The organism is Micromonospora sp. NPDC048907 (assembly GCF_055586885.1).
On sequence record NZ_JBVJHI010000001.1, the window covers coordinates 15,809 to 40,596 of the forward strand.

Here is a 24,788-nt window from a genome sequence, read left to right on the forward strand (position 1 = left end):
CAATGCCGACCGCACGCGAGATCATGACCAACGACGTGAGCTGTGTCCGGGAGCAGGACGACCTCCGGACCGCCGCCCGACGGATGGCCGAGCTCGGGGTGGGCTCGCTGCCGATCTGCGGCGACGACAACCGCCTCAAGGGCATGGTGACCGACCGGGACATCGTGGTGAAGGTGCTGGCCCAGGGCAAGGATCCGGCCGACGTGACCGCCGGTGAGCTGGCCCAGGGCGAGGCCGTGACCATCGGCGCGGACGACGACGCGGCCGAGATCCTGCGGACCATGGGCCAGCACAAGGTACGCCGGCTGCCGGTGATCGACGGGCACGAGCTCGTCGGGATCGTGGCCGTCGCCGACGTGGCCCGCTCGCTGCCGGAACGCCCGGTGGGTGACCTCATCGAGGCCATCTCCGAGCGCGCCTGACCGGGTCCCTTCCGCCGCCCCTCCGGCCGTGCGCCGGACGGGGCGGCGACCCACGTCAGGGGGTCAGCGGGACGGTCTCCCCACGGTGGATGGTGCGGACCTGCCGGACGAAGCCGCGCCGGCGGGCCTCCTCGACGAAGTGCCGCAGCGGGGAGCGGAACACCGGGTAGTCGTCGTAGTGGATCGGCACAGTGAGCCGGGGGCGGATCAGCTCCACCACGTCGGCGCCCTGCCGCGCGTCCATGGTGAGCAGGATGCCGGCGATCCGGGTGCCGCCGAGGTGGATCAGCATGGCGTCGATGTCCGGGAACCGTTCGGGAATCTGCGCGAGCTGCGGACGGCGCAGCGTGTCGCCGGTGACGTAGAGCCGGAACCGGCGCTGGCCGGCCTGCTCCAGGTCGACCAGGGTGCCCATCACGTCGGGCAGCAGCCGGTCCAGCGCGCCGGGCCCGTGCTGGCCGGGCAGCGCGGTCAGCCGCACCGTCTCGTCCCCGCGGTGCAGCTCGTACGACCGCCAGGTGGGCAACCCTTCCGCCGCCTGGAACCCCCAGCGGCGCAGCTTCCGCTCCGCCTGGGGTGTGGTGACGATCGGCAGGGAGCGGTCCAGCCCGCGCCGGGCCACCCGGTCGAAGTGGTCGCCGTGCAGGTGGGACAGGACCACGGCGTCCAGGGCGGGCAGCTCGGGAATGGTCAGCGCCGGGTCGGTGCTCCGCTTCGACCACAGCCCCTTGCCGAGGTAGGCCCGCTGGCCCCGGTGCAGGAAGTTCGGGTCGGTGAGGAGGGTGAACCCGCCGAGCCGCAGCAGGGTCGTCGCCGTACCGACGAAGGTCACCTCAGGCGTCATGCTCCTCGCCGTACCCCTGATCGGCCTCCCCATGCGGGCGGGTGCCGCGTTGGGGCAGGCGGTCGACCAGTCGGGTCAGCGCGCCGTTGGCGAAGGTGGCCCCGAGTGCGGAACCGGCGGCGATGCTCCATCCTACCGGCCCGAGCGGGGTGCAGCCGAAGAACTGGCTGACCCCGGGCGTCTGCACCACGATGATCAGGGCGCCGATCGAGGCGGCGGTGGAGGCCAGCACGGCGGGGCTGGTGCCGCCGGCAAGGACGGTCTGGCCGAGCTGGGTGCCGACCAGTGAGGCGAGCGCGACCGTGCCGGCCCGGCGCTCCCGGCCGGTCCACCGGGCGATCGTCCAGCCGGCGGTCGCGCCCAGCGTGGTGGCGGCGGCCCGCAGCGCGATCTCCCGGGTCAGCGTCTCGCCGAGCGACGTGTCGGGTCCCTCCCGCAGCAGGTGGTCGGCCCCGTCGGAGGCGGGCGGGCGGACCGCGATGGCCAGTGCCGGCGCCAGGTCGGTGAGCAGGTTGACCAGCAGCAGTTGCCGGCCGGTGAGCGCCGACCGGCCGGTGCCGGCGGCGGTCAGCACGCTGAACGCGATCTCGCCGAGGTTGCCGCCGACCAGGATGCTCAGCGCGTGGCGGACCGACGACCACATGGCCCGCCCCTCCACGAGGGTGGCGATGATCGTCTCCAGCCGGTCGTCGGTGACCACCAGGTCGGCGGCGGCGCGGGCCGCCGGGGTGCCGCGCTGGCCGAGCGCGATGCCCACGTCGGCCAGGCGGATGGCCGGGGCGTCGTTGGCGCCGTCGCCGGTCATCGCCACCGTCCGGCCCCGATGCTGCAACGCCTGGATGATCCGCACCTTGTGCGCCGGGGTGCAGCGGGCCACCACGTCGGTGGCCATGAGCCGCTCCGCGAGGGCCTCGTCGTCGAGCCGGTCCAGCTCGGTGGCCGTGACCACCCGCTGCTCGCCGTGGTCGGGGCTGATGGTCGCGGCGATCGCCTCGGCGGTGGCCGGGTGGTCTCCGGTGATCATCACGGTGTGCACGCCGGCCTGCCGGATCCGCCGCACCGCGGGAGCGGCGCTGTCCCGCACCCCGTCGGCGAGGGCCAGGAAGCCGACGAAGACCAGCCCGTCGACCTGCTCGTCGGTCACCGACTCGGCCGCCACCCGGCACTCGGCCACGGCCAGGATGCGGTGCCCGGCCCCGGCCCGCTCGGCGAGCATCGCGTGCAGGGCGTCCCGGCCGGCCGGGTCCAGCGGCGTGTCGCCCCCGCCGGTCCGCCGGGCCGCGCAGCGCGGCAGCACCGACTCGGGCGCCCCCTTCACGCTGAGCAGCAGCCCGTCGGCGGTGCGGCCGACCGTGGCGTGGTACCCCCGGGACGGCTCGAACGGCAGCCCGCCCACCGCCGTCCAGTCCGGAGCGCCCGTCTGCTCCACGACGTCGGCGGTGCCCGCGCCGCGGCGTACCGCGCGGTCGGTCTGCTGGGGCAGCTGGTCCGGGTCGGCCGCCGCCGGGGTGGCCCGCAGCGCGGCGGCCAGCGTCAGCCGCAGCGGCTCGTCCAGCCGGTCCGGCGGGGCGTACCGGTCGACGTCGCCGCCCACCCCGGCCAGCAGCAGCTTCCCCTCGGTGAGCGTGCCGGTCTTGTCGAAGCAGAGCACGTCGACGCGGCCCAACGCCTCGATGGTCCGCGGGTTGCGCACCAGCGCGCCGTGCTCGGCCAGCCGCCGCGCCGCCGCCAGCTGCGCGGCGCTGACCAGGAACGGCAACCCCTCGGGCACCGAGGCCACGGCCAGGTTCGCGGCGGTCGCCGCCGTCTCCACCAGGGGTACGCCCCGGAGCAGCCCCGCCCCGGCCACCGCGACGGCCGAGCCCGCGGCCAGCGGCACGGCGGCGCTGGTCAGCTTCCCGAGCCGGCTCTCCACCCCGCTGGCCGGGGGTGCCTGCCGGGCCAGGGCGAGACTGCGCCCCGCCTCGGTCTCCTCGCCGGTGGCCACCACCACGGCGGTGCCGTGGCCGGCCGCGACGGTGGTGCCCTCGTAGAGCATCGAGTGCCGCTCGGCGATCGCGGCGGCCACCACCGGCTCGGGGCTCTTGCCCACCGGCAGCGACTCGCCGGTCAGGGACGACTCGTCGGCCTCCAGCCCGTCGCTGGTCAGCACCCGGCAGTCGGCCGGGACGGCGTCGCCGGACCCCAGCACGACCACGTCCCCGGCGACCAGATCCTCGGCGGCCACCACCCGCTCCGCGCCGTCGCGCAGGACCCGGGCGGTCACCGCCGAGCGGGACAGCAGCGCGGCCAGGGATCGTTCGGTGTTGCGCTGGTGCACCGCGCCGATCAGCGCCGAGCCGCCCACCACGCCGCCGACCAGGGCGGCGTCGACAAGCGAACCGAACGTCGCGGAGAGCACCGCCCCGGCGGCGAGCACCGGGGTGAGCGGGTTGGACAGTTCCTCCACGAAGGCGCGGAGCAGCCCGGTCGGCCCCTGCCCGGGCCCGTCCCCGGTGACGGCGCGCCGGCGGCGGGCCGCCTCCTCGCCGCTCAGCCCTCCGGCGTGGGTGCCGAGCTGGTCGAGGACGGTCCCCACGGGCATCAGGTGCCAGGCCGTGAGCGCGGGCGCGGGCGTGCGGGTCCGGTCCGGCAGCCGGTGGGCCCGCCAGACGCCGTGGGCGAAGGCGAGGGCGGCGGCGCCGTTCACCGCGGCGAGGGTCGGGCGGGGCAGCCGCTGCCGGTCGGCGGTGAACGCGCCCAGCGCCCCCAGCCCGGTGCCGGCCATCGCGATCCGGATGTTCTGCCCGGTCATCCGCCGGGCCACCCCGGTCGCGTCGATGATCAGGGCGGGGATCCGCAGGTCGTCGCCGACCAGCAGGTGGGCCCCCCAGGGCGGCAGGTCCTCCGGTGCGGAGACGCCCAGCCCGCAGTCGGCGGCGCCGAGCGCCGCCCGGTCACCGGAGACCACCAGCACCACGGCGCCCTCGCGCTGCAGGTCGCGGACCGAGTCGCCGATCCGGCCGCCGCCGGGCACGAGGGCGTCGGCGAAGTCGTACCGGCCGTCGTCGTCGCCAGCGACCACGAGCCGCAGGCCGGCCTGGCGAGTGGCGGTCGCCAGGGCGTCCACCCCCGGTACGGGCTCCGGCTCGACCCGCAGCACGGCGGCGAGCCGCCCGCCCTCGGCCAGCCCGAGCAGCCGGCCGCCGTCCCCGCGCAGCCGTGCGCTGTCCGGGGTGTCCCCGGGGTCGTCGGCGTCCAACTGGTCCAGCGGGCCGAGCCGCCAGCCGTCGGCGTTCCGGACGGCGTCGGGGTCGGCCGGGTCGAACAGGGCGAACGCCCGGCCGGCCACCTGACCGGTGTCCGCACCGGGCAGCGGCGCCAGGTCGGCCAGCACACCCCGGTCGGAGCCGAGGACCGCGGCGTCCAGCAGCACCGTGTCGATCCGGTCCAGCTCGCGCAGCACGCCGCGGTCCATGGCGATCACACCGCGCCGGGCGAGCATCCAACCGAGCTGGGCGGCGTACCCCTCGCGGCCGCTGCCCGGGGCCTTCGGCAGTGACGACAGGGCCAGCGCGGCGGCCCGCTTCCCGCCGGCCACCGGCAGCGCCGCCGCCCCGGCCGCCGCCCCCGCGGCGAGGATCCGGCTCGCGTAGCGCTCGACCGGGCCGTCCGGGACCGGGCAGGGCCGCTCGCCGTCCGGCACCCGGGCGACCGCGCGGTCCGGCTCGCCGGTCAGCCTCGGCTCGGCCTTCGTCCAGGCGGCGAGCTGGGCCCGCGCCTCGCCCCACTGCACCACCCGCTGCGCGCCGTCGAGCACGATGCCGGCCCAGCCGCCCGTGAGCCCCTGGACGACTGCCTCGGCGAGCGGGAAGAGCAGGTCGGCGCGGGGATCGGCGCGCAGGCCCCGGTCGGCGAGGGCGTGCAGCTTCGGGTGCAGGTCGACGGCGCCGAGGAGGCCGGCCGCCTCGGCGGGGATCGGGGCGAACGGCAGGATCCGGGTGGCCGCCGAGATGGTCAGGCCGAGCGCATCCGAGGCCAGCGCGCCCATGGTGCGGGGCGTGCGCGGTCCCTCCTCGGGCGGATGCGGTGGCGGGATCTCGGGGTCCGGCTCGTGCGGGCAGACCCGTTCGGTCCGCGCCACCGTGGCGATCAGATCGCGCAGCTTCGGCTTCGGCTCCTCGACCGCCACGATCACCCGGCCGGACGGCGCGTTGACCCGGGCCCAGGCCACGCCGGGCATCGCTTCCAGCGCCCCCTCGACCTGCCGGGCCAGCTGGTCGCCGCCGTCCTGGCAGACGCCGTGCACCTCGATGTGGTGCCGGCCGTCGCGCGACCAGACCCGGCGCCGGGTCAGCCCGGCGAGGCGGGCCAGCCGGGCCGCCGCCGCGCCCACGGTCCCCGCCGCGTCGGCGACGCTGTCCGGCACGGCGTTCCGGGCCGTCTCCGGCAGGGCGGACCCGACGCTACGGGCGGTGTCCGGCACGGCGGTGGCGACGGTACGCGCGACCCGGGCCACCGCGTCGGGGACGGCGGCCGGCGACAGCAGGAGGCCGGCGACGCGGCCCAGCGACGTCATCGAGGCGTACGGCCGGGCTCCCGGCCCCGCTTCCCGGTGCTCCCGTCCTCGTACGCCATCTCGCCTCCCGCACCTCGTCCCGGCGAGCCCGACTTCCCGCCGCGGCGTCCGTTATGCCCCTCCGGTGGAGGAAGTTTCCGTGCTGCCCGGGGCATGGACGGGGAGGCCGGTGGAAAGCCGCTCGGAAGATCGCTGTCGTCGTCGGAACCGGGGAGGCGCGGATGAGCACGCTGACCAGAAATCTCAGCGGGTCGCGGGAAATGATCAATACCTACTGCCGGCGGGTGGAGATCCCGATGTTGGGTGAGGTGGCGGTGCCGCCGCCCGACAAGCTGGCCTACTACGCGGGGCTGGGAGTGCTCGCCGCGCTCCAGGTCATCGAGTGGCCGATGGCCCTGGTCATCACCGCCGGGCACTTTCTGGCCGACCAGCACTATTCGGGACTGGTGAAGGGGGTGGGTGAGGCCCTGGAGTCGGCCTGACGAGACGGGGCTCACCGTTGACCTCAATCCCGGTTGAGGTCCGAGGCTTGAGCCCATGACCGTCACCGCCGCGCCGCCGACCCCGCCCGCACACCTCTGGTCGCCGCGGCTGCGGGCGATGACCGTGGGCAGCGTCGCCCTGGTGTCGCTGCTCGCCTTCGAGGCGCTCGCGGTGGGCACCGCCATGCCGACCGTCGCCCGCACCCTGGACGGCCTCGGCCTGTACGCGCTCGCCTTCGGCGGCCCGTTCGCCTCGGGCGTGGTCGCCATGGTCGCCTCCGGCATCTGGTGCGACGCCCGGGGGCCGCGCCCGGCCATGTGGCACGGGGTCGCCTGGTTCGTGGCGGGTCTCGTGGTGGCGGGCGCCGCGCCCACCATGGAGGTACTGGTCGTCGGGCGGGTCGTGCAGGGCTTCGGCTCCGGCCTGCTCTCCGTGGCGCTCTACGTGATCGTCGGGCAGGCGTACCCGGAGGAGTTGCGGCGGCGGGTGTTCGCCGCGTTCGCCGCGGCCTGGGTGGTGCCGTCGCTCGTCGGTCCGGCGCTGGCCGGGCTGATCGTCGAGCACCTGGGCTGGCGCTGGGTGTTCCTCGCGGTGCCGGCGGTCGCGGTGCCGGCGGTGCTGCTGGTTCAGCCGGGACTGCGGGCGCTGGGCGCGGCGGTGCCGGCCCGGCCGCCGGCCGGTGCGCTGGCCCGGATCGGCTGGGCCTGCGGGGCGGGGGCGAGCGCCGCACTGCTGCACTACGGGGGGCAGCAGCGCGGCGCGCTCGCCGCGGGGCTGATCGGTGCGGCGCTGGCGGGGCTGCTGGTCTGCGTACCGCGGCTGCTGCCGGCGGGGTTCCTGCGGGCCGCCCGGGGGCTGCCGACCGTGATCGGCCTGCGCGGCCTGGCCTCGGCGGCGTTCGCCGGGGCGGAGGTGGTGATCCCGCTGATGCTGTCCCGGGAGCGGGGTTTCTCGCCGACCGCGGCCGGGCTGGTGCTGACCGTCGGCGCGCTCTCCTGGTCGGTGGGCTCGTGGATCCAGGGCCGGATCGCCGCGCCACGCTCCGCCGCCACCCTGCCCCGGATCGGGCTGGCCTGCATCGCCGCCGGCACGGCCGGCGTCACGCTGGCCCTCCTGCCGGCCGTGCCGGTGGCGCCCGCGGTGCTCGCCTGGGCCGTCGCCGGCCTCGGCATGGGACTGCTCTACCCGTCCTTGTCGGTGCTCACCCTGGACCTGTCGGCCCCGGCCGAGCAGGGCCGGAACAGCTCGGCACTGCAACTGGGCGACTCGCTCTCCGCCGCGACCGTGCTGGCGCTGACCGGTGCCGTGCTGGCCGCCGGCTCGGCGCCGGGCCGGGCGAGCTACGCGACGACGCTGGCCGTGGCGGCCGGCTGCGGCCTGCTGGGCGTGCTCCTCGCCGGCCGGGTGGTGCTCGCCCGCCGGTGATCCGGGCAAAGCGGCCCGGGCCGGCCGGCGGGCCGGGAGGATGGGCGGGCCATGAACTTCCTGACCATCCTGCCGCTGGCCGTGGTGATGGTGGCCGGGACGCAGGTGGTCGCGGCGGTCCTCCTCGCCTCGGCCGAGCGACCTCGGGCCGCCTCGCTCGGGTACCTCGCCGGTGCGGGCGTGGTGGTCGTCACCGGGGTGACGCTGAGCTGGCTGCTCACCAGGGTGCTCCGCGGCGCGGAGGCGCGGGCGGCAACCGACGTCGCCCGGTTCGAACGGACCGCGGTCTGGATCGACTGGGCGGTGCTGGCGCTGCTGGTGGTCCTGGCGGCGGTCGTCTTCCTGCGCCGGCACCGGACCGGCCCGCCCCGCTGGATGGAGCCGCTCCGGCGGGCCGGGCCGGGATACGCCCTGCGCCTCGGGGTGGTGCTCTTCGCGACCGCCCCGAGCGACGACCTCACCATGGCCGCCGTGGGCGCCAGCGTCGCCCGGCACGATCTGGCGTGGTGGCACCTGCTGCCGTTCGTCCTGCTGACTCTCGGGCTGCTCGCCGTGCCGCTGCTCATCCTGCTGCTGGCCCGCGGGCGGGCCGCGACGGCGCTGCCCCGGCTGCGGATTTGGGCCGACCGGCACGGCTGGGTGGTCAGCGAGGTGGTGATCGCGTTCTTCGCGCTGGTGACCGTGCTCGACCTGCTGGAGTCGAGCCGCCGGGGGTGAGCCGCCGCACAGCCGGTCACCTCGGGCCGGCCGCCGCCGTCCGGGAGGGAGCGGCACGTGGAGGGGGGAGTACGGGATGCGGGTGCTGGTGACCGGGGCGAGTGGACGGCTCGGGCGGGTGGCGCTGCCCCGGCTGCGCGACGAGGGCCACACGGTCCGCGCCGTGAGCCGGCGGCCCCGGGCCGACGCCGGAGTCGAGTGGGTGGCGGCCGACCTCGCCACCGGTGAGGGGCTGGCCGCGGCGGTCGACGGGATGGAGGCCGTGCTGCACCTGGCCTCCTCGCCGAACCGCCGCACCCACGAGATCGACGTGCTGGGCACCCGCCGGCTGGCGCTGGCCGCCGGGCACGCGGCGGTGGGCCACCTGGTCTACGTCTCGATCGTCGGCGTCGACCGGGTGCCGCTCGGCTACTACCGGCACAAGCTCGCGGCCGAGCAGGTGGTGGCGGCCGGGCCGGTGCCGTGGAGCGTGCTGCGGGCGACCCAGTTCCCGGAGTTCCTCGAGGACCTGCTGCGGGCCGCGAGCCGGCTCGGCCCGGTGCTCGGGGACCCGAAGGTGCTCGCCCAGCCGGTCGACCCCGGCGAGGTGGCGGGCCGGCTCGCCGGGATGCTGGCCGCCGGCCCGTCGGGGCGGATCGAGGAGTTCGGCGGCCCGGAGGTGCTCCGCTACGACGAGGCGGCCCGCGCCTGGCGGGAGGCCCGGCGGTCGCGCCGTCCGTTGCTGCCGGTGCGGATCCCGGGGCGGCTCGCCCGGGAGTTGCGCGCCGGCGGGCTCACCACCACCGCCACCCCGACCGGCACCCGCACCTGGGCCGACCACCTCGCCGACACGTACGGGGGAACCGGCCGGAGATGAAACCTCTTGCGGTTCGGGGCCGCCCTACCGTGGCCGCATGCTGGTCTTCCTCACCACCGTGATCCTTTACGTCTTCGGCTTCGTCTTCCTCTACGGCGTGATCCGGCTCGGGGTCCGGCACGGCATCGAGGACGTCGAGACCCACCGCGCCCAGGCCCTGCGGGCCGAGGAACTGGCGACCCACCAGGACCGGACGTTCGCCCGGGAGAACGCCTTCCTCACCGGCAGCTGAGCCGTCGACCCCGTCCGCGATCCGGACCGGTCGGGACGTCGGTGAGCGGAGCCGTCCGGCGGGTGCGAGGATCGCAGCCGTGATGGGGACGCTGAAGACCGAGCCCGCCCGTACCCGACTGGACCTGCTGGCCGCGCCGGTGGCCGCCGCGATCGAGCGGTGGCCGGACGAGGCTCCGGTGGACGTGGACGACGTGCTGGTCGCCCCGATCGACGCCGAGCTGGCCGACACGGCGGCGTTCTGCGCGGCGTACGAGGTGGGGCTGGAGGAGTCGGCCAACTGCGTGGTGGTCGCCGGCAAGCGGGGCGGCGAGATCCGGTACGCGGCCTGCATGGTGCTCGCCACCACCCGGGCCGACGTGAACGGCGTGGTCCGCCGGATGCTCGACGTGCGCAAGGCGAGCTTCGCGCCGATGGCCGAGGCGGTCGAGCTGACCGGGATGGAGTACGGCGGGATCACCCCGATCGGGCTCCCGGAGGACTGGCCGATCCTGGTCGACTCGCGCGTGATCGCCACGCCGCACGTGATCATCGGCTCCGGCGTGCGGCACAGCAAGATCGCGTTGCCCGGGCCGGCGCTCGGCGCGCTGCCCGGGGCAACCGTGGTGGAGGACCTGGCCCGACCGGCCTAGGCCGTCACCCGCATCGATCTTGTTCCACGTGAAACATCACGCGGACGCTTCGCGCTGGGCCACCTCGTGGAGTGCGGCCAGCAGGGTCTCCGGCTCCTGGGCACCGGTCACGGCGTACTTCCCGGCGAGCACGAAGGTCGGCACGCTGGAGACGCCGATCTGGTGCGCCTCGCTCAGGTCGGCGGCCACCTCCCGGCGACCGAGGTTCGACTCCAGGTAGTCCCGGGCCTCGGTCTCGTCCAGCCCCACCTCGGCGGCCAGCTTGACCAGCGCGTCGGTCGACCCGACGTCGATCCCGTCCTGGAAGTGCGCCCGGTAGAGCCGCTCGACCAGCTCGGCGGCCCGGCCCCGCTCGGTGGCGAACCGGACCAGCCGGTGCGCCTCGAAGGTGTTCGCGGCCACCGCGCGGTCGAAGTGCATCTCGATCCCCGCGCCCCTGGCGACCTGGGTGACGTGGGCGGCCATGCCCTCGGCCTGGTCCCGGCCACCGAACTTCGCGCCCAGCGCCTCGATGAGCGGCTTCGGCTCGGTCACCGGCGTCGGGTCCAGCTGGAACGGCCGGAACCGGACGGTCACCTCGCCGTCGTACCGCTCCAGGGCCTGCTCCAGGCGGCGCTTGCCGATCCAGCACCAGGGGCAGACGACGTCGGCGTAGATCTCGATCTCCATGACCAGCGACAACCCGTCGATCAGGAGATCTGTTCCCGGACCTGCCGCTTCAGCCGGGCCAGGATTGCGCTGCCGCCACGGATCCGCAGCGGGCTGATCGCCTGGGCCAGGCCCATCCGCTGGTAGAGGTCGTCCGGCACGGCCAGCACGTCCTCGGCGCTCGCGCCCGCCAGCCCCTCGGCGAGGATGCCGGCGAACGCCCGGGTGGTCGGCGCCTCCGGCGGACAGTCGAAGATGGTGCTCACCGTCCGGTCCGGGTTGACCTCGGCACGCAGGAAGAAGGCGGTCTGGCACTCCGGGACCTGCTCCAGGTCGCCCCGGTCCACACCCTCGGGCAGCGGCGGGATCACGTCGGAGAACTCCAGCAGCATCTCCAGCACCACGTCGCGCGGGGCGCTGGCGAACTCGTCGACGATCTCGGCCAGCTTGCTCGGCATCTCGGACATGACCGCCAGGCTACCGCCGGTGACCCGGCGCCCTCCGGGGTCGGCCGGGAGGCACCGGGTCGGGCGGATCACACGTTCGGGGCGGCCTCGCTGATGTCGCTCAGCGCGGAGTTCGGGTCGAGCTGCATGGCCAGGTCGCCGAGGGAGACGATGCCGACCAGCTTGCGGTCGCTGTCGCAGACGAGGACGCGCCGGATGTTGCGCTCGCGCATCAGCGCGGCCGCCTCGCCCGCGGTGCAGTGCTGCTCGATCATCACCACCTCGCGGGTGACGATCGAACCGATGGTGGTGCTCCCCGGGTCGGCCCGCTCGGCGACCGCCCGCACCACGATGTCGCGGTCGGTCAGCATGCCGGCCAGGGTGGCTCCGTCGGTGACCACGACATCGCCGATGTCCGACTCCTTCATCACCCTGGCCGCCTCGTCCAGGGGGGTCTCCGCGGGCAGGTAGACCACCTGCTTGGTCATCACGTCACTGACCCGGTACATGAGAGCCTCCGAAACACCTTGGTCGATCCGTTTGCGGTACCCCGTGGCGCGTCCGCTACACCCCGTTGCGGCGCGCCCCACGCGACTCGTCGAGCAGGCGCTCGACCAGGCCGTCCAGCGGCAACTCGATCCGCTCGCCGGAGGCCCGGTCACGCAGCTCGACGTACCCCTCGGCCAGCCGGCGGCCGACCACGACGGCGCGCGGGATGCCAATCAGCTCGGCGTCGGTGAACTTCACCCCGGCCGAGACGTGGGTGCGGTCGTCGACAAGCACCCGCAGGCCGGCGGCGGAGAGCCGCCCGCCGAGCTCCAGCGCCGCGTCGAGCTGCGGCCCCTTCCCGGCCGCCACCAGGTGTACGTCGCACGGCGCGACCTCGGCCGGCCAGACCAGCCCCCGGTCGTCGTGGTGCTGCTCGGCGACCGACGCGACCGCTCGCGACACACCGATGCCGTAGCAGCCCATCGTGGGCCGGACCGGCTTGCCCTCCGGGCCGAGTACGTCGACCGCGAACGCGTCGGTGTAGCGGCGGCCGAGCTGGAAGATGTGCCCCACCTCGATGCCCCGGCGCATGGTCAGCTCGCCTGTGCCGCAGGCCGGGCAGGGGTCGCCGGCGCGCACCTCGGCGGCCTCGATCGTGCCGTCCGGGGTGAAGTCCCGCCAGCAGGCCACGTTCGTGGCGTGCCGGCCTGGCTCGTTGGCGCCGGTCAGCCAGCTGGTGCCGGCCACCACCCGCGGGTCGACCAGGTAGCGGACCCCGTGCTTGGCGAGGATCTGCGGACCGAGGTAGCCGCGGACCAGCTCGGGGTGTTCCGGCCAGTCGTCGAAGACCGACACGGTGGCCGGAGCCAGGGCGGCCTCGACCCGCTTCAGGTCCACCTCGCGGTCGCCGGGCAGGCCGATGACCAGCAGCTCCGCCTGCTCGGCGCCCGGCCGGCGCACGGCCAGCACCACGTTCTTCAACGTGTCGGCGGCGGTCCAGTCGGTCCGGCCGGCCAGCGCGCGGGCGTTGGCCAGCTCGACCAGGGATGCGATGGTCGGCGTCTCCGGGGTGTCGTGCACCTCCGCCGCCGGGTGCGCCTCCGGGTCGCCGGCCGCCGGCGCGCGGGTCACCACGGCCTCGGTGTTGGCCGCGTAGTCGCAGGCGGTGCAGCCCACGTAGGTGTCCTCGCCGACCGGAGTCGCGGCCAGGAACTCCTCCGAGGCCGAGCCGCCCATCGCCCCGGACATCGCGTGCACCACGGTGAAGTCCAGCCCGAGCCGGGTGAAGATCCGCTGGTAGGCGTCGCGGTGCCGGTCGTAGGCCGCCTGGAGCCCGGCCTCGTCCAGGTCGAACGAGTAGGCGTCCTTCATGAGGAACTCCCGGCCCCGCAGCAGGCCGGCCCGCGGCCGGGCCTCGTCCCGGAACTTGGTCTGGATCTGGAACAGCGTCACCGGGAAGTCCCGGTACGAGCTGAACAAGTCCTTCACCAGCAGCGCGGCCATCTCCTCGTGCGTCGGGGCGAGCAGGTGCTCGGCGCCCTTCCGGTCCTCGAGGGTGAAGATGTCGTCGCCGTACTCCGTCCACCGCCCGCTGGTCCGGTAGGGCTCGGCCGGGAGCAGCGCCGGGAAGTGCACCTCCTGGTCGCCGATCGCCGCCATCTCCGTGCGGACGATCTCGGTGACCCGGTCCAACACCAGCTTGCCCAGCGGCAGCCAGGTGTAGCCGCCCGGTGCGGCGCGGCGGACGTAGCCGGCCCGGAGCAGCAGCCGGTGGCTCGGCACCTCCGCGTCGGCCGGGTCCTCGCGCAGGGTCCGGAGCAGCAGGGTCGACATGCGCAGCAGCATTGAGGCAGCGTACGGCGGGCGGCGTCGGCGGGCGATCGTATTCGTCCCCGTTCCGTCGGATCCTGACCGGCCGTGTCCGGGGTGGAGGCGCCGGTGTGCGGGTAGGAGAGAGGGATGGATGAGAGGCCTCGGCTGACGCTGACGACGACCGTGCTGGACGCGCCCGACGCGGGCGAGCTGGCCGGGTTCTACGAACGGCTGCTCGGGTGGTCCCGGGACGAGGACGAGCCGGACTGGGTCGTCCTGGCCGCGCCCGGGGGCGGTGCCGGGCTGGCATTCCAGACCGAGCCGGCGTACGTACGGCCGGTCTGGCCGGCCGGTCCGGGCGAGCCGCAGATGATGGCCCACCTGGACATCAAGGTCGACGACCTGGAGGCGGCGTCGGCGTACGCGGTGTCCCTGGGTGCCACCGTGGCGGGCTTCCAGCCCCAGGACGACGTCCGGGTGCACCTCGACCCGGCCGGCCACCCGTTCTGCCTCTACCTCTGAGCGGTCAGGGGCGCTTGGTGCGGGCGATGAAGGCGCGCCAGGTGGCCGGGGTGAAGGTGAGGACCGGGCCGGCCGGGTCCTTGCTGTCGCGGACACCGACCAGGCCGGGCAGGTTGTCGGCCACCTCGACGCACTCGCTCTGCCCGCTGCGGCTGGACTTGCGCCAGACAGCGCCGATCAGCTCCATGACGTGATCACATCCTTCATCAGCTCGATCGACTGCCGGCGAGAAAGGGCCTCACTTCGGACGGCCTCCCACCTCGACAGCAGGATAGCCACATCGTCATCGTTGTCGATCACCGTTCCGCCGAGCTGGTTCTCCAGGTAACCCACCCAGCCGCCGTCACTGCCGCGGGCGAGGGTGAACGGCCCGGTCAGTCCGATGTGCAGGCTGACGTCGGTGGGGACGACGTGCACGCTGATGTGCGAACGCTCGCTCGACTCGATCAGATGCGCGACCTGTTGGAGCATGAGCCCGCGGAAGAGTTCGTCAGCTCGTCGCAGCACGGCTTCCTCGATCACCGCCACGAACATGGGCGGATCCGGCTGAGTGAGCACTGACTGGCGGTCCATGCGGACGGCCAGCCGCTTCTCGATCTCGTCCTCGCTGAGCATGTCGTCCGTGCGGATCATGGCGCGGGCGAAGTTCTCGGTCTGGAGCAGGCCGGGGACGAGGCTCGGCTGGTAGCAGCGCAACTGCTGCGCCTGGCGTTCCGCTTCCAGCCAGGGACGGAACCAGCTCGGTTGGCCGTCGCGTTCGGCGAGCTTGAGCAGTGAGGTCAGCAGGCCGCCGGTGCCCAGCACCTCGTCGGCGCGCTTCAGGAAGAACCGGTCCAGGGGCCGCTGGCCCAGCTCGACCGCCGACACCTGCGACCCCGAGAAGTGGACCAGTTTCCCGAACTCCTCCTGGCTCAGCTCGGCCTTCAACCGCAGTCGCCGGAGTTGGGCCCGGATCAGCTCGGCGGTCGGCTCGCTCTCCATGCTTCCTCCCCGGTTTCCCGGCCGTCTCCCCGGCGTTCCCGTGCCGGGGCAACGGCCGGCCCGGCGTTCCCACGATCGGGCTCGACGGCTTCCGAGCGTAGTGGCGTCCTCAGCAGACTGTCACGCAGCGAGCCGCTCCCGTCCGGCCCGCTGCGGGGCCGCCCCCGAATCCCCCGATCGCCGGGGGTGGCCCCACCCTCGTGGCGGAGAAGCCGGAGAAGGACGTCACCGTGAGCTTCCCTGTTCCGCGCCTCGGGCCGTACCCGGATCGGCCGCGCCCCTATCCGCCGGACCGGCCGGCGCACCTGCCGGTCCGGCCGCTCTGGCTGTGCCGGGCCTGTGGGTCGCCCTGGCCGTGCGCCCAGGCGCGGCTGCTGCTCAAGGCCGAGTACGCCGACCACCCGGTCGACCTGGCCGTCTACCTGTCCGGGCTCTATTACGAGGCGACCCACGACCTGTTCCGACTGAATCCGCACGACGGCCCGAGTCCGCGTGAGCTGTTCGACCGGTTCGTGAGCTGGGGGCCGTACCGGCGGGGGATCGTTCAGAATCGGTGATCCCACCGGCAACCATGGCGCGGCAGGGTGGCGTCTGGGAAGGCGTCACGATGATGCACCACCTGACCCCAAGGATCGGCTCGTGTGGACCCTCTCCTGAGTGAGTTCGACTCGTTCGTGCGAACCCGTACCCCCGCCCTGCTGCGCTCGGCCTACCTGCTGACCGGCGACCAGCACCTGGCCGAGGACCTCGTCCAGTCCGCCCTGGCCCGGACGCACCGCTCGTGGAGCCGGCTGCACGACAGCGGCAACGCCGAGGCGTACACCCGCAAGATCATGTATCACCTGCAGGTCTCCTGGTGGCGGCGCCGCCGGGTGGCCGAGTCGATGCCGGGCGATCTGCCCGAGCCGCGCGGAGGCGACTCGGCTCCCGACCACGCCCAGCAGACCACGCTCCGGCTGACCCTCCGGGCCGCGCTGGCGAGGCTCTCCACCAAGCAGCGGGCCGTGCTGGTGCTGCGGTTCTTCGAGGACCGCACCGAGGCCGAGGCCGCCGACCTGCTCGGCGTCAGCGTCGGCACCGTCAAGAGCCAGACCGCGAAGGCCCTGGCCAAGTTGCGCACCGTCGCCCCGGAACTCGCCCAGCTCTACGTCACGGAAGGAAGCGCCCGATGAACCAGGACCGACTCCGCCTCGACCTGGCCGAGCTGGCCGAGGAGGTCACCCCGGTCGACCTGCGGGACCGGGCCCTGCGTACGTCCCGCCGGCTCGGCATCCAGCGGGCCGTCGCCACCTCGGCCGCCGCCCTGGTGGTGCTGGCCGCCGCGACCGGGACCGCGTTCGCCATCCGGCCGAACGGTGACAGCCCCGCGCCCGCGCCGGCCGGCCCGTCCGTCACCAGCACCTGGCCTCCGGTCGAGGTCACCCCGACCCCGCAGAACTCCGGGAAGCCGTCCACGGCCCCGAGCACGGCCAGCGGCACGCCCGCCGCCGGGGCGACGTTCGGCCGGCTCTTCTACGGCCCGGAGGACGGGTCCGGCCCGTCGACGGTGCGGCTGCGATCCTGGCGTCCCGGTGGCGGGCAGCCGACCAGCCTGGCCGCGCTGCCGGCGACCTGGGCCCTGAGCAACGCCAGCGTCTCGCCGGACGGTCGGCGGATCGCCTGGGTGGAGCGGGGCTCCGGCACCAAGGACGTCGGCATGCTCTACGTCTCCGACATCGACGGCTCGAACAAGACGTCGATGGCGCGCGACGCCGACGAGTACTGCGTCACACCGACCTGGTCGCCGGACTCGCGGCACCTGCTGTTCGGGACGATGCAGGCGACCGGTGGCTACGACAAGATCGGCGTTCTCGACACCCGTAGCAGCCGGCACGCCGTGCAGTGGTGGAGCAGCCGTCCCGAGGCGTGCCACGCGATCTGGTCGGCGGACGGCCGGACCATCGCGATGAACGCGGACGCCGGCGTCGCCCTGTACGACACCGGCGGCAGGAAGAAGCGTGCCGTGCCCGGTCTGTCCGCGGCCGGTGCCTGGCGGTCCCACCAGGTCACCAGCCTTGCTCCCGACGCCAGCCGGATCGCTCTCTTCCGCATCGGGAAGGATGCGGACGCCGGTGACGTCGGCCGCCTTCTGCGGGTCAACGCGGTGCTCGACACGGCGACCGGCAAGGTGGTCGACCTGCCGCTCGGTGGCCGTGAACTCAAGCAGGTGTTCTTCCAGGCGGACGGCTCGATGGTGGTCCGGGTCGAGGACGGCGACGGCCGCGTCCTGCTGCTGGTCGACGCGACGGGGCGGAAGGTCGTCGAGCAGCCGGAACCGGCGGTGCTCAGGGACATGCAGCTGATCGCCGTGGTCGGCTGATCAGGTTCGACGGGTGGGGGCGGCCCACCGGGCCGCCCCCACCTCAGCGCAGCACGGTGATCGCCCGGTCGGCCACGACGTGCTTCCAGGGCACGATCACGACGACCCCGTCCCGCTCCATGACCTTGGCGTCCTCGCCCTCGAAGCCGGCCGACGACGGCCCCTTGGCCACGGGGCTGACCGTGCCCGTCGCGGCATCGATCCGGACCAGGCGCGGCGGCACCTTCCGCCGGTCGCCGGTCTCCCAGGCCAGCAGGCCCTGCTCGTCCCGACGGATCAGCTCGACCTTGCTGGGGCTGTGCCCGGACGAGGTCCAGCGCCGCTTCCCGGTCACCAGGTCGATGGCGATGATCTGGTTGGCCGACCGCCCCGAGCCCGGCACGGTCTTCGGGAACGTCGGGTAGTAGAGCGTGTCGTCGTCGGCGAGGAACTGGTAGACGGCCGGGCCGTCGATCGCGTTGGACCGGTTCGGCGGCACGTCCCACAGCTCGGTGCCGTCGATCGGATCGGTGAACGATCCGGTTTCCCGGCCGGTCTTCGGGTCCCGCACCGTGTAGCTCTCGTGCCCCAGGCCGGGCAGGCCGATCAGCGGCTGCACGCTCAGCACGCCGTCGGTGACCTTCGCCTCGGGCAGCCGCTGCCGCCAGCGCACCTTGCCGGTGGCCGGGTCGACGGCGTCCACCTCGCCGCCGATCGAGCAGCCGTAGGTGACCACCACGAGGTCGCCGGCGGCCCGCATGTCCTTGAATCCGCAGCCCCGGCCGGGCAGCAGCTTCTCCGCGGTGGTGCGCCACAACTGCTTCCCGTCGGCGAGGGAGAAGCCGATCATGGTGTCGCCGGAGCGGACGATCACCTGCTGGCCCGCGACGGAGAGGTCCGGCGCGGCCAGCGCGTCCCGGCCCTCGCGGACCGGCGCCGGGAACTTCGCCTGCCAGGTCAGCCTGCCGCTCGTCAGGTCGAAGCCGGCGACGGTGTTGCAGGACTGCTCGGAGCCGACCGCCACCGCGCCCCGGCCCTCGGTCACCGCCTGCGCGGCGACGCAGAGCGAGGTGCCCTCCGGGGCGGGGGCGCCCCAGGCCTGCCCACCGTCGGAGAGCCGGTAGGCGAGCAGCCCGTCCCCCTGTGCCCGGACCACCGTGTCACCCGCCAGCCAGGCGCCGAACATGTCCTGCTGGTCGTAGGTGGTCAGGCCGGTGTCCTGCCGTTCGGGGAAGTCCAGCACCCAGGCGGTCTTCAGCTCGTCGTCACCGTCCGAGCCACCGCCGACCAGCCGGGAGACGCCCCAGGCGGTGCCGGCGCCGACGGCCAGCACGGCCACCAGCCCGCCGGCGATCAGCAGCGCCAGGCGCCCGCGCCGCTTGGGCGCCGCCGGCGGGGTCGGGGCCGCACCCGGCCAACCCGGCGGCGGGTACGGGGGCTGGCCGGCCACGGGATACGCGGGCTGACCGGCCTGCGCTGCCGGCGGCCAGCCGGCCGGTGCTCCGGGCTGCGGCTGCCAGGGAGACTGCGGGTTCGTCATCGTTCGCTCCTCGGATTCCCGCTCAGCGCGCCTGCGCCCGCACGTACGCCGCCCAGCCGGTCTGGAACTCGGCCAGCGGGACGCCGAGCACCTGCCGGCTGGCCTGGTCGGCGGTCGCGCCCCGGTAGCGGGCGGTCACGAACTGGAGCAGCTTCTGCTCGCCGTGCTTCTCCGCGAGGTGGGTCATCGCCGCGTGCCCGAGCCAGTAGTGGAAGCTGACCCGCCCGGGGGAGTCCCAGTCGATGTTGCTCGGCAGGGTGCCGTCCCAGTCGCCGGAGCGGACGATCGACCGGGCCTGCGCGCTGCGGTCGCTGGACCGCAGCGGCTCGCCCCGGTGGGCCAGGTATTCGGCGAAGCCCTCCACGACCCAGTTCTCGATGCCGTCGAAGGAATCCTGCTTGTCGGCGTCCTCCAGGCTGGCGACCAGGGAGTGGCCCACCTCGTGGCGGAAGATCTCCCGTGGCCCCCGGGTGTTGCCGGCGGCGAAGAACGACCGGTCGGCCACGTCGATCACGATCCGGCTGCCGCCGATGTCGATGTCCTGCTTCAGGTCGGCGGAGATCATGCCGATCGAGACGCCGGACTCGGTGGTCTTCTCCTTGTTGATCCGGTAGAGCGAGCCCAGGTCCTGCTTTCCCTTGACCAGGCTGATGACGAAGCCCTTCGGGATGTTCGCGGTGACCCCGCCGGCCTGCCAGGCGGCGAAGTCGTCGGCCACCGCCGCCTCGGCGGCCGGCGCGTACCGCTTCGCCTGGGCGGCCAAAGCGGCGTCGGTGATGACCAGGGTGTGCGCGGTGCGCTCGACGTGGATGTCCCGCCACTTGTCCCAGGGGCCGGGGTAGTAGACCGTCTTCGAGTTGCCCAGCGCGGCGGGCGCCCCGGTGACCGCGGTGACCTTGAGCGGGGCGCCCTGGCTCTCCCGGACGACGGTCCAGCGGTACCACTCGGCGACCGGGGTGAGGTCGTACCCCTCGAACTGGTGCACGAAGGAGACGTCGAGCTGGAAGCTGACCCCGCGGCCGAAGCTGTCGGTGGTCCGCCCCTGCTGGGCGACGGTCCGGTACTGGCCGACCGCCAGCGGCAGCTTGCCCAGGTTGGCGAAGAGCCGGGTCTGGCCGGCGACCAGGTCCTTGCGGGCCGGGTCGAAGGGGGCCAGGTAGCCCTTCAGGTCCTTGTCGGCGAGGGCCTTGCTGTGCCGGGCCAGCAGGTCGTCCAGCTCCTGCTGGGTGACGGTCACCCCGTTGGCCGCGGCGGCGGCCTTCGGTGCCGCGTCCTCGCCGCGCTTGCTCAACCCGACACCCACGCCGATCGCCGCGCCGGCACAGAGGGTCAGCGCCAGCGCCCCGGCACACAGCCCGATCCAGAGGCCGCGCCGCGACTTGGGCGGGGGCGGGGCCGGCGGGTACGGCCCGAAGCCCGGCTGCGCCAGGCCGCCCGGGTACGCCCCCGGCTGCCCGTGGCCGGGCGGCGTGGGGAAGCCCGGTGGTGCGGCCGGATACGCCTGGCCCGGCGGGTGCGGCTGACCGTCGGCCGGGAAGGCGGCCGGGTGTCCCTGGGTCATGCGTTCCTCGTTCGCGCCGTCGCTGACCAGCCCCGGCGGCGGGCGCCTCCCACCCCGGGCCGGATGACGGGCAACATCATCCCCGGTCCCGCGGACGGATTCTGCCCCGGATCCACCAAGCGGGACATTTGTCCCGATGACTCTGCTCACGCCTCGCCGTCGATGACCTCCGCCACGTCCCGCGCGGGGGTCGGGCGGCGGGAGCCCGGTCGGTGCGAGACTGGCCGACGCAGCTCTGCCGGGTCAGTCAGAGGGAGGCGCAGTGCGCTGGCGCAGCTTCGTGGCGGTGGGCGACAGCTTCACCGAGGGTATGGACGACGCGTATCCGGACGGCACCTACCGCGGCTGGGCCGACCTGGTCGCCACCCGGCTCGCCGCCGAGGCAGGCCCCGACTTCGGGTACGCCAACCTGGCCATCCGGGGCCGGCTGTTCCCGAACATCGTGGCCGAGCAGGTGCCGGCCGCCCTGGCCATGAAGCCCGACCTGATCAGCTTCGCGGCCGGCGGCAACGACGTGCTGCGCCGCACCTTCGACCCGGACGCCTTCGTGCCGCGCTTCGACGCGGTGATCGGCCGGCTGCGCGCCGGCGGCGCCGACGTGGTGCTGTTCCGGTTCGCCGACGTGATGGCCCGGCTGCCCGGGCAGCGGCTGGTGGCACCCCGGGTGGCCCTGCTCAACCGGGTGGTCGGCGAGGTCGCCGAGCGGCACGGCGCCATCCTGGTCGACCTGTACGCCGACGACACCTACCTCAACCCGATGCTCTGGAGCACCGACCGGCTGCACCTGTCGGCGGCCGGGCACCGGCGGGTGGCCGGGCAGGTGCTCAGCGCGCTCGGCGTGGGCTGCGACGAGGAGTGGCTCATGGTGCCGCCGCACCCGGCGCCCACCCCGTGGCTGGCCGCCCGGGCCGCCGACCTGCGCTGGGCCGGCCAGCACCTGGCCCCCTGGATCAAGCGGCGGCTGACCGGCCGCTCCTCCGGCGACCTGATCACCGCCAAGCGGCCGGTGCTCGGGCCGATCACCCTCGACTGACCGGTGCGGACCCTGCACGCCGCGTCCCTGCTGCGGCGCACCCTCGACGACGAGCCCCGGCCGGGGCACGCCGTGCTGGTGAGCGGCGACCGGATCGAGGCGGTCGCGCCGCTGGACGAGCTGACCGGGGCGTACCCGGAGGTGCGGGTGCGGCGGTGGACCGGCGACCTCGGGCCGGCGCTGGTGCACGACGGGCCCTGCCGCCCGCGCCGAGCCCGCGCGAACGGGTGCACGCCCTGTTCCGGCTCGGCGCCGCGGCGGTGCTCGCCGAGCACGTCACCGACCCGGCGCTGCGGGCCGCCGCCGCGCGCAACGAGGTGGCGGTGCTCGCCGCCGCCCGGCCCCCGGCGCTGGTGGTCGGCGGCCGGGCCGACCTGGCGGTGTTCGCCGCCGACGGCTCCTGCCTGGCCACGGTGGTCGCCGGGCGGCTGGTGCACCGCCGGGCCTGACCGGTGTTCGCCCCACCACACGGGATGGCCGGTCCCGGCCCGGTGATCCGGCGTACCTTGGGGCTCATGCCTGTGCCGAGTGATCCGAACCCGCACCTCCAGTCGTACGCCGACCCGCAGCGCCTGGTCACCACGGAGTGGCTGGCCGAGCACCTGGGCGACGAGGGCCTCGTGGTGGTCGAGTCCGACGAGGACGTGCTCCTCTACGACACCGGCCATATCCCCGGCGCCGTGAAGGTCGACTGGCACACCGAGCTCAACGACCAGGTGACCCGGGACTACCTCGACGCCAAGAGCTTCGCCGAGCTGTGCGCGGCCAAGGGCATCGGCCGCGACGACACGGTGGTCTTCTACGGCGACAACTTCAACTGGTGGGCCGCGTACGCCCTCTGGGTGTTCGCGCTCTTCGGCCACGCCGACGTCCGGCTGCTCGACGGTGGCCGGATGAAGTGGGTGGCCGAGGGCCGAGAGATGTCGAGGGACGCGGTGAACCGGCCGCGCGCCGACTACCCGGTGCCGGAGCGCGACGACGCGCCGATCCGGGCGTTCCGCGACGAGGTGATGGCGCACGTGACCGCCGGCCGGCCGCTGGTCGACGTGCGGTCGCCGGGTGAGTACACCGGCGAGATGCTGCACATGGCCGCCTACCCGCAGGAGGGCGCGCTGCGCGGCGGGCACATCCCGGGTGCGGTGAGCAAGCCGTGGAAGGCCGCCGCGAACGAGGACGGCACCTTCAAGCCGGTGGACGAGCTGCGCGCCATCTACGTCGACCAGCTCGGGCTGAGCCCGTCGGACGACGTGGTGGCCTACTGCCGGATCGGGGAGCGGTCCAGCCACACCTGGTTCGTGCTGCACCACCTGCTCGGGTTCCCGCGGGTCCGCAACTATGACGGCTCGTGGACCGAGTGGGGCAACCTGGTCCGGGCCCCCGTCGTGCGGGGCGAGGAGCCGGGCAGCTTCGCCGGCTAGGCCGGTCGACCGGTCAGGTAGCGCTGGAGGGTCGGGGCGATCCAGGCGACCAGGTCCTCCGGCGCCATCTCCACCACCGGCGGCAGCCGGACGATGTAGCGGGTGAAGGCCAGGCCGAGGGTCTGACTGGCCACCAGGCCGGCCCGCCGGGCGGTGGTCGCCGGGTCGGTGCCGAAACCGGCCACGGCCGCGGCGAGCTGATCGGCGAAGAGCAGGCGCATCCGCTCGGCCGCTCCCGGGTTGGTGCTGGCCGCCCGCAGCAGCGCCGCGAGGGTTTCGTCCCCCTCCCACCGGGCGAGGAAGTGGCGCACCAGCGTCTCCCCGAGCCGGTCCGGCGGCACGGCGGCCAGGTCGGGCAGGCGCAGGTCGAACTCGGCCGCCGCGGCGAACAGCCCCTCCTTGCTGCCGTAGTAGCGCATCACCATGGACGGGTCGATGTGCGCCTCGGCGGCGATGGCCCGGATGGTGGCCCGCTCGTAGCCGTCGGCGGCGAACCGCTCCCGGGCGGCGCGCAAAATGGCCGCCCGCGTGGCGTCCGAGCGGCGTGTGCGTGGTGCCGTCTCAGTCATGCCCACAACTGTAGGCCAACAAGCGTTGACATGGAAACGGCGCCGCGCCTACCGTTGTCAACATCTGTTGGCAAACAGTTGTTGACACACTTGGAGGTGGGCCATGCTTCCCGAGCGCACCGACGTCCTCGTGGTGGGGGCCGGGCCGACCGGCCTGGCCGTCGCCGCGACCCTGGCCGGGCACGGGGTGACCGCGACCGTGGTGGACCGGCTCGCCACCCCGCCGGTCACCTCGCGGGCGGCCGTCGTGCACGCCGGCACCCTGGAGGTGCTGGACCGGATCGGCGTCGCCGCACCGCTGGCCGCCCGGGGGCTGCCGTCGACCCGGTTCACCGTGCGCGACCGCGACCGGGTGCTGCTCACCGTCCCGTTCGACCGGTTGCCGTCCCGCTACCCGTACGCGCTGCTGGTCTCCCAGGCCGAGACCGAGGCGGTCCTCACCGACCGGCTCACCGCGCTGGGCGGCCGGGTGCTCCGGCCGTACGAGCTGACCGGCCTCGACCTCGACGGCGCCGGCGCCACCGCGACGTTCGCGGGCGGCGAGACGCTCCGGGCCCGGTGGGTGGTCGGCGCCGACGGCATGCGCAGCCCGGTCCGCGAGCTGGCCGGCATTAACTTCGGCGGGCCGGCCGACCCCGGCGAGTCGTTCCTGCTCGCGGACGTCCGGGTGGACAGCGCGCTGCCCCGCGACCAGGTCAACCTCTTCCTGGCCCGGCAGGGGCCACTGGTCTGGGCGCCGCTGCCCGGCGGGCTGGTCCGGCTGGTCGCCGCGGTGGACGACGCGCCGCGCGAGCCGGGGGCGCGGCACTTCCAGGCGCTGCTCGACGAGCGGGGGCCGGCCCGGCGGCCGGACCGGGTCACCGACGTCCGCTGGAGTTCCCGGTTCCGGATCCACCACCGGATCGCGAGCAGCTACCGGTCCGGCCCGGTGCTGCTCGCCGGGGACTCGGCGCACGTGCACAGCCCGGCCGGCGGGCAGGGCATGAATCTCGGCCTCCGCGACGCCGTCGCCCTCGGCGACACCCTCGCCGCGGTGCTCGTCGGCGGTCCCGACACGCTCCTCGACGGGTACGCCGCCGCCCGCCGCCCGCTCGCCGAGGAGGTGCTCGGCTTCGCCGCCGGGCTCACCCGGCTCGCCGCCCTCCCGCCGGCCGCCCGCCCGCTGCGCGACCTGGTGCTCCGGGTCGCCTCCGGCCTGCCCCCGGCGCGGCGGCGGCTCGCCGTGCGGCTGGCCGGGTTCGAGCCGGACGGCCGCTGACCGGG

At 74.6% G+C, this 24,788-nt stretch carries 26 protein-coding genes; 15 read left to right on the plus strand and 11 right to left on the minus strand.

Features of this window, described 5'->3' with window-relative positions:
- Positions 1 to 2 precede the first annotated feature (2 nt).
- Positions 3 to 422 carry a CBS domain-containing protein gene (locus tag ACZ6PY_RS00100; protein WP_466067843.1) on the plus strand — a complete coding sequence of 140 codons (420 nt, stop codon included), beginning with the start codon at positions 3 to 5 and terminating at the stop codon, positions 420 to 422.
- A gap of 55 nt (positions 423 to 477) precedes the next feature.
- On the opposite strand, the gene ACZ6PY_RS00105 is transcribed toward ACZ6PY_RS00100, so the two are convergent.
- Positions 478 to 1,266, minus strand: coding sequence for an MBL fold metallo-hydrolase (locus ACZ6PY_RS00105; RefSeq protein WP_466067845.1), 789 nt, complete (start codon positions 1,264 to 1,266; stop codon positions 478 to 480).
- Positions 1,256 to 5,824, minus strand: a complete 4,569-nt coding sequence (locus tag ACZ6PY_RS00110; RefSeq protein WP_466067847.1) for an HAD-IC family P-type ATPase — start codon at positions 5,822 to 5,824, stop codon at positions 1,256 to 1,258. The genes ACZ6PY_RS00105 and ACZ6PY_RS00110 overlap by 11 nt, the downstream gene beginning before the upstream one ends.
- Positions 5,825 to 6,045: 221 nt before the next feature.
- Here ACZ6PY_RS00110 and ACZ6PY_RS00115 point away from each other — a divergent pair, with 221 nt between their 5' ends.
- The 6 genes from ACZ6PY_RS00115 to ACZ6PY_RS00140 all read left to right on the plus strand — a co-directional run bounded on the left by ACZ6PY_RS00115 (position 6,046) and on the right by ACZ6PY_RS00140 (position 10,168).
- The gene (locus ACZ6PY_RS00115; RefSeq protein WP_466067849.1) at positions 6,046 to 6,306 is read left to right on the plus strand and encodes a hypothetical protein; all 261 of its coding nucleotides are present in this window, start codon (positions 6,046 to 6,048) and stop codon (positions 6,304 to 6,306) included.
- Positions 6,307 to 6,361: 55 nt separating this feature from the next.
- On the plus strand, positions 6,362 to 7,732 hold the full coding sequence (locus ACZ6PY_RS00120) for an MFS transporter (RefSeq protein ID WP_466067851.1): 1,371 nt from the start codon (positions 6,362 to 6,364) through the stop codon (positions 7,730 to 7,732).
- Between the two features lie 51 nt (positions 7,733 to 7,783).
- Positions 7,784 to 8,449, plus strand: coding sequence for a GAP family protein (locus ACZ6PY_RS00125; protein ID WP_466067853.1), 666 nt, complete (start codon positions 7,784 to 7,786; stop codon positions 8,447 to 8,449).
- Positions 8,450 to 8,525: 76 nt separating this feature from the next.
- On the plus strand, positions 8,526 to 9,305 hold the full coding sequence (locus ACZ6PY_RS00130) for an SDR family oxidoreductase (RefSeq protein WP_466067855.1): 780 nt from the start codon (positions 8,526 to 8,528) through the stop codon (positions 9,303 to 9,305).
- Positions 9,306 to 9,342: 37 nt separating this feature from the next.
- Positions 9,343 to 9,537 (plus strand): hypothetical protein, encoded by a 195-nt coding sequence (locus ACZ6PY_RS00135; protein WP_466067857.1) that lies wholly within the window; start codon positions 9,343 to 9,345, stop codon positions 9,535 to 9,537.
- An 82-nt stretch (positions 9,538 to 9,619) separates the two neighbouring features.
- On the plus strand, positions 9,620 to 10,168 hold the full coding sequence (locus tag ACZ6PY_RS00140) for a YbaK/EbsC family protein (RefSeq protein ID WP_313724714.1): 549 nt from the start codon (positions 9,620 to 9,622) through the stop codon (positions 10,166 to 10,168).
- A 36-nt stretch (positions 10,169 to 10,204) separates the two neighbouring features.
- On the opposite strand, the gene ACZ6PY_RS00145 is transcribed toward ACZ6PY_RS00140, so the two are convergent.
- From ACZ6PY_RS00145 to ACZ6PY_RS00160, 4 genes are all read right to left on the minus strand, one after another.
- Positions 10,205 to 10,837, minus strand: a complete 633-nt coding sequence (locus ACZ6PY_RS00145; protein WP_466067859.1) for a DsbA family oxidoreductase — start codon at positions 10,835 to 10,837, stop codon at positions 10,205 to 10,207.
- A gap of 20 nt (positions 10,838 to 10,857) precedes the next feature.
- A complete protein-coding gene (locus tag ACZ6PY_RS00150) occupies positions 10,858 to 11,283 on the minus strand; it encodes a SufE family protein (protein WP_262284967.1) in 426 nt (141 codons plus the stop codon).
- Between the two features lie 68 nt (positions 11,284 to 11,351).
- Positions 11,352 to 11,771 carry a CBS domain-containing protein gene (locus ACZ6PY_RS00155; RefSeq protein ID WP_466067861.1) on the minus strand — a complete coding sequence of 140 codons (420 nt, stop codon included), beginning with the start codon at positions 11,769 to 11,771 and terminating at the stop codon, positions 11,352 to 11,354.
- A gap of 55 nt (positions 11,772 to 11,826) precedes the next feature.
- Complete coding sequence (locus tag ACZ6PY_RS00160; protein ID WP_466067862.1) at positions 11,827 to 13,596, minus strand: proline--tRNA ligase; 1,770 nt, start codon at positions 13,594 to 13,596, stop codon at positions 11,827 to 11,829.
- 114 nt (positions 13,597 to 13,710) lie between these two features.
- Here ACZ6PY_RS00160 and ACZ6PY_RS00165 point away from each other — a divergent pair, with 114 nt between their 5' ends.
- Complete coding sequence (locus ACZ6PY_RS00165) at positions 13,711 to 14,085, plus strand: VOC family protein (RefSeq protein ID WP_466067864.1); 375 nt, start codon at positions 13,711 to 13,713, stop codon at positions 14,083 to 14,085.
- A gap of 4 nt (positions 14,086 to 14,089) precedes the next feature.
- On the opposite strand, the gene ACZ6PY_RS00170 is transcribed toward ACZ6PY_RS00165, so the two are convergent.
- Both ACZ6PY_RS00170 and ACZ6PY_RS00175 read right to left on the minus strand, forming a co-directional pair.
- Positions 14,090 to 14,272 (minus strand): DUF397 domain-containing protein, encoded by a 183-nt coding sequence (locus ACZ6PY_RS00170; RefSeq protein WP_466067866.1) that lies wholly within the window; start codon positions 14,270 to 14,272, stop codon positions 14,090 to 14,092.
- Positions 14,263 to 15,066 (minus strand): helix-turn-helix domain-containing protein, encoded by an 804-nt coding sequence (locus ACZ6PY_RS00175; protein ID WP_466067868.1) that lies wholly within the window; start codon positions 15,064 to 15,066, stop codon positions 14,263 to 14,265. The genes ACZ6PY_RS00170 and ACZ6PY_RS00175 overlap by 10 nt, the downstream gene beginning before the upstream one ends.
- A gap of 230 nt (positions 15,067 to 15,296) precedes the next feature.
- Here ACZ6PY_RS00175 and ACZ6PY_RS00180 point away from each other — a divergent pair, with 230 nt between their 5' ends.
- The 3 genes from ACZ6PY_RS00180 (at position 15,297) to ACZ6PY_RS00190 (ending at position 17,425) form a co-directional block, all read left to right on the plus strand.
- Complete coding sequence (locus tag ACZ6PY_RS00180; protein ID WP_466067870.1) at positions 15,297 to 15,623, plus strand: hypothetical protein; 327 nt, start codon at positions 15,297 to 15,299, stop codon at positions 15,621 to 15,623.
- Positions 15,624 to 15,707: 84 nt separating this feature from the next.
- Positions 15,708 to 16,238: a SigE family RNA polymerase sigma factor gene (locus ACZ6PY_RS00185; RefSeq protein ID WP_466067872.1), complete on the plus strand. Its 531-nt coding sequence runs from the start codon at positions 15,708 to 15,710 to the stop codon at positions 16,236 to 16,238.
- On the plus strand, positions 16,235 to 17,425 hold the full coding sequence (locus ACZ6PY_RS00190) for a TolB family protein (protein WP_466067874.1): 1,191 nt from the start codon (positions 16,235 to 16,237) through the stop codon (positions 17,423 to 17,425). Before ACZ6PY_RS00185 ends, ACZ6PY_RS00190 begins: the two co-directional genes overlap by 4 nt.
- A 43-nt stretch (positions 17,426 to 17,468) precedes the next feature.
- Here the strand turns inward: ACZ6PY_RS00190 and ACZ6PY_RS00195 are convergent, their stop codons facing one another.
- A complete protein-coding gene (locus tag ACZ6PY_RS00195; RefSeq protein WP_466067876.1) occupies positions 17,469 to 18,944 on the minus strand; it encodes a PQQ-binding-like beta-propeller repeat protein in 1,476 nt (491 codons plus the stop codon).
- Positions 18,945 to 18,966: 22 nt separating this feature from the next.
- Positions 18,967 to 20,505: a hypothetical protein gene (locus ACZ6PY_RS00200; protein WP_466067878.1), complete on the minus strand. Its 1,539-nt coding sequence runs from the start codon at positions 20,503 to 20,505 to the stop codon at positions 18,967 to 18,969.
- Positions 20,506 to 20,767: 262 nt separating this feature from the next.
- On the opposite strand from ACZ6PY_RS00200, the gene ACZ6PY_RS00205 reads away from it, so the two are divergent.
- From ACZ6PY_RS00205 to ACZ6PY_RS00215, 3 genes are all read left to right on the plus strand, one after another.
- Positions 20,768 to 21,538 carry an SGNH/GDSL hydrolase family protein gene (locus ACZ6PY_RS00205; protein WP_466067880.1) on the plus strand — a complete coding sequence of 257 codons (771 nt, stop codon included), beginning with the start codon at positions 20,768 to 20,770 and terminating at the stop codon, positions 21,536 to 21,538.
- A 155-nt stretch (positions 21,539 to 21,693) separates the two neighbouring features.
- Entirely contained in the window at positions 21,694 to 21,987 is a 294-nt protein-coding gene (locus tag ACZ6PY_RS00210) for a hypothetical protein (RefSeq protein ID WP_466069421.1), read from the plus strand.
- A gap of 66 nt (positions 21,988 to 22,053) precedes the next feature.
- On the plus strand, positions 22,054 to 22,956 hold the full coding sequence (locus tag ACZ6PY_RS00215) for a sulfurtransferase (RefSeq protein WP_466067882.1): 903 nt from the start codon (positions 22,054 to 22,056) through the stop codon (positions 22,954 to 22,956).
- Here ACZ6PY_RS00215 and ACZ6PY_RS00220 read toward each other — a convergent pair.
- Positions 22,953 to 23,525, minus strand: coding sequence for a TetR/AcrR family transcriptional regulator (locus ACZ6PY_RS00220; protein WP_466067884.1), 573 nt, complete (start codon positions 23,523 to 23,525; stop codon positions 22,953 to 22,955). The genes ACZ6PY_RS00215 and ACZ6PY_RS00220 overlap by 4 nt on opposite strands.
- A gap of 103 nt (positions 23,526 to 23,628) precedes the next feature.
- Here ACZ6PY_RS00220 and ACZ6PY_RS00225 point away from each other — a divergent pair, with 103 nt between their 5' ends.
- Entirely contained in the window at positions 23,629 to 24,783 is a 1,155-nt protein-coding gene (locus ACZ6PY_RS00225) for an FAD-dependent monooxygenase (protein ID WP_466067886.1), read from the plus strand.
- Positions 24,784 to 24,788 lie beyond the last annotated feature (5 nt).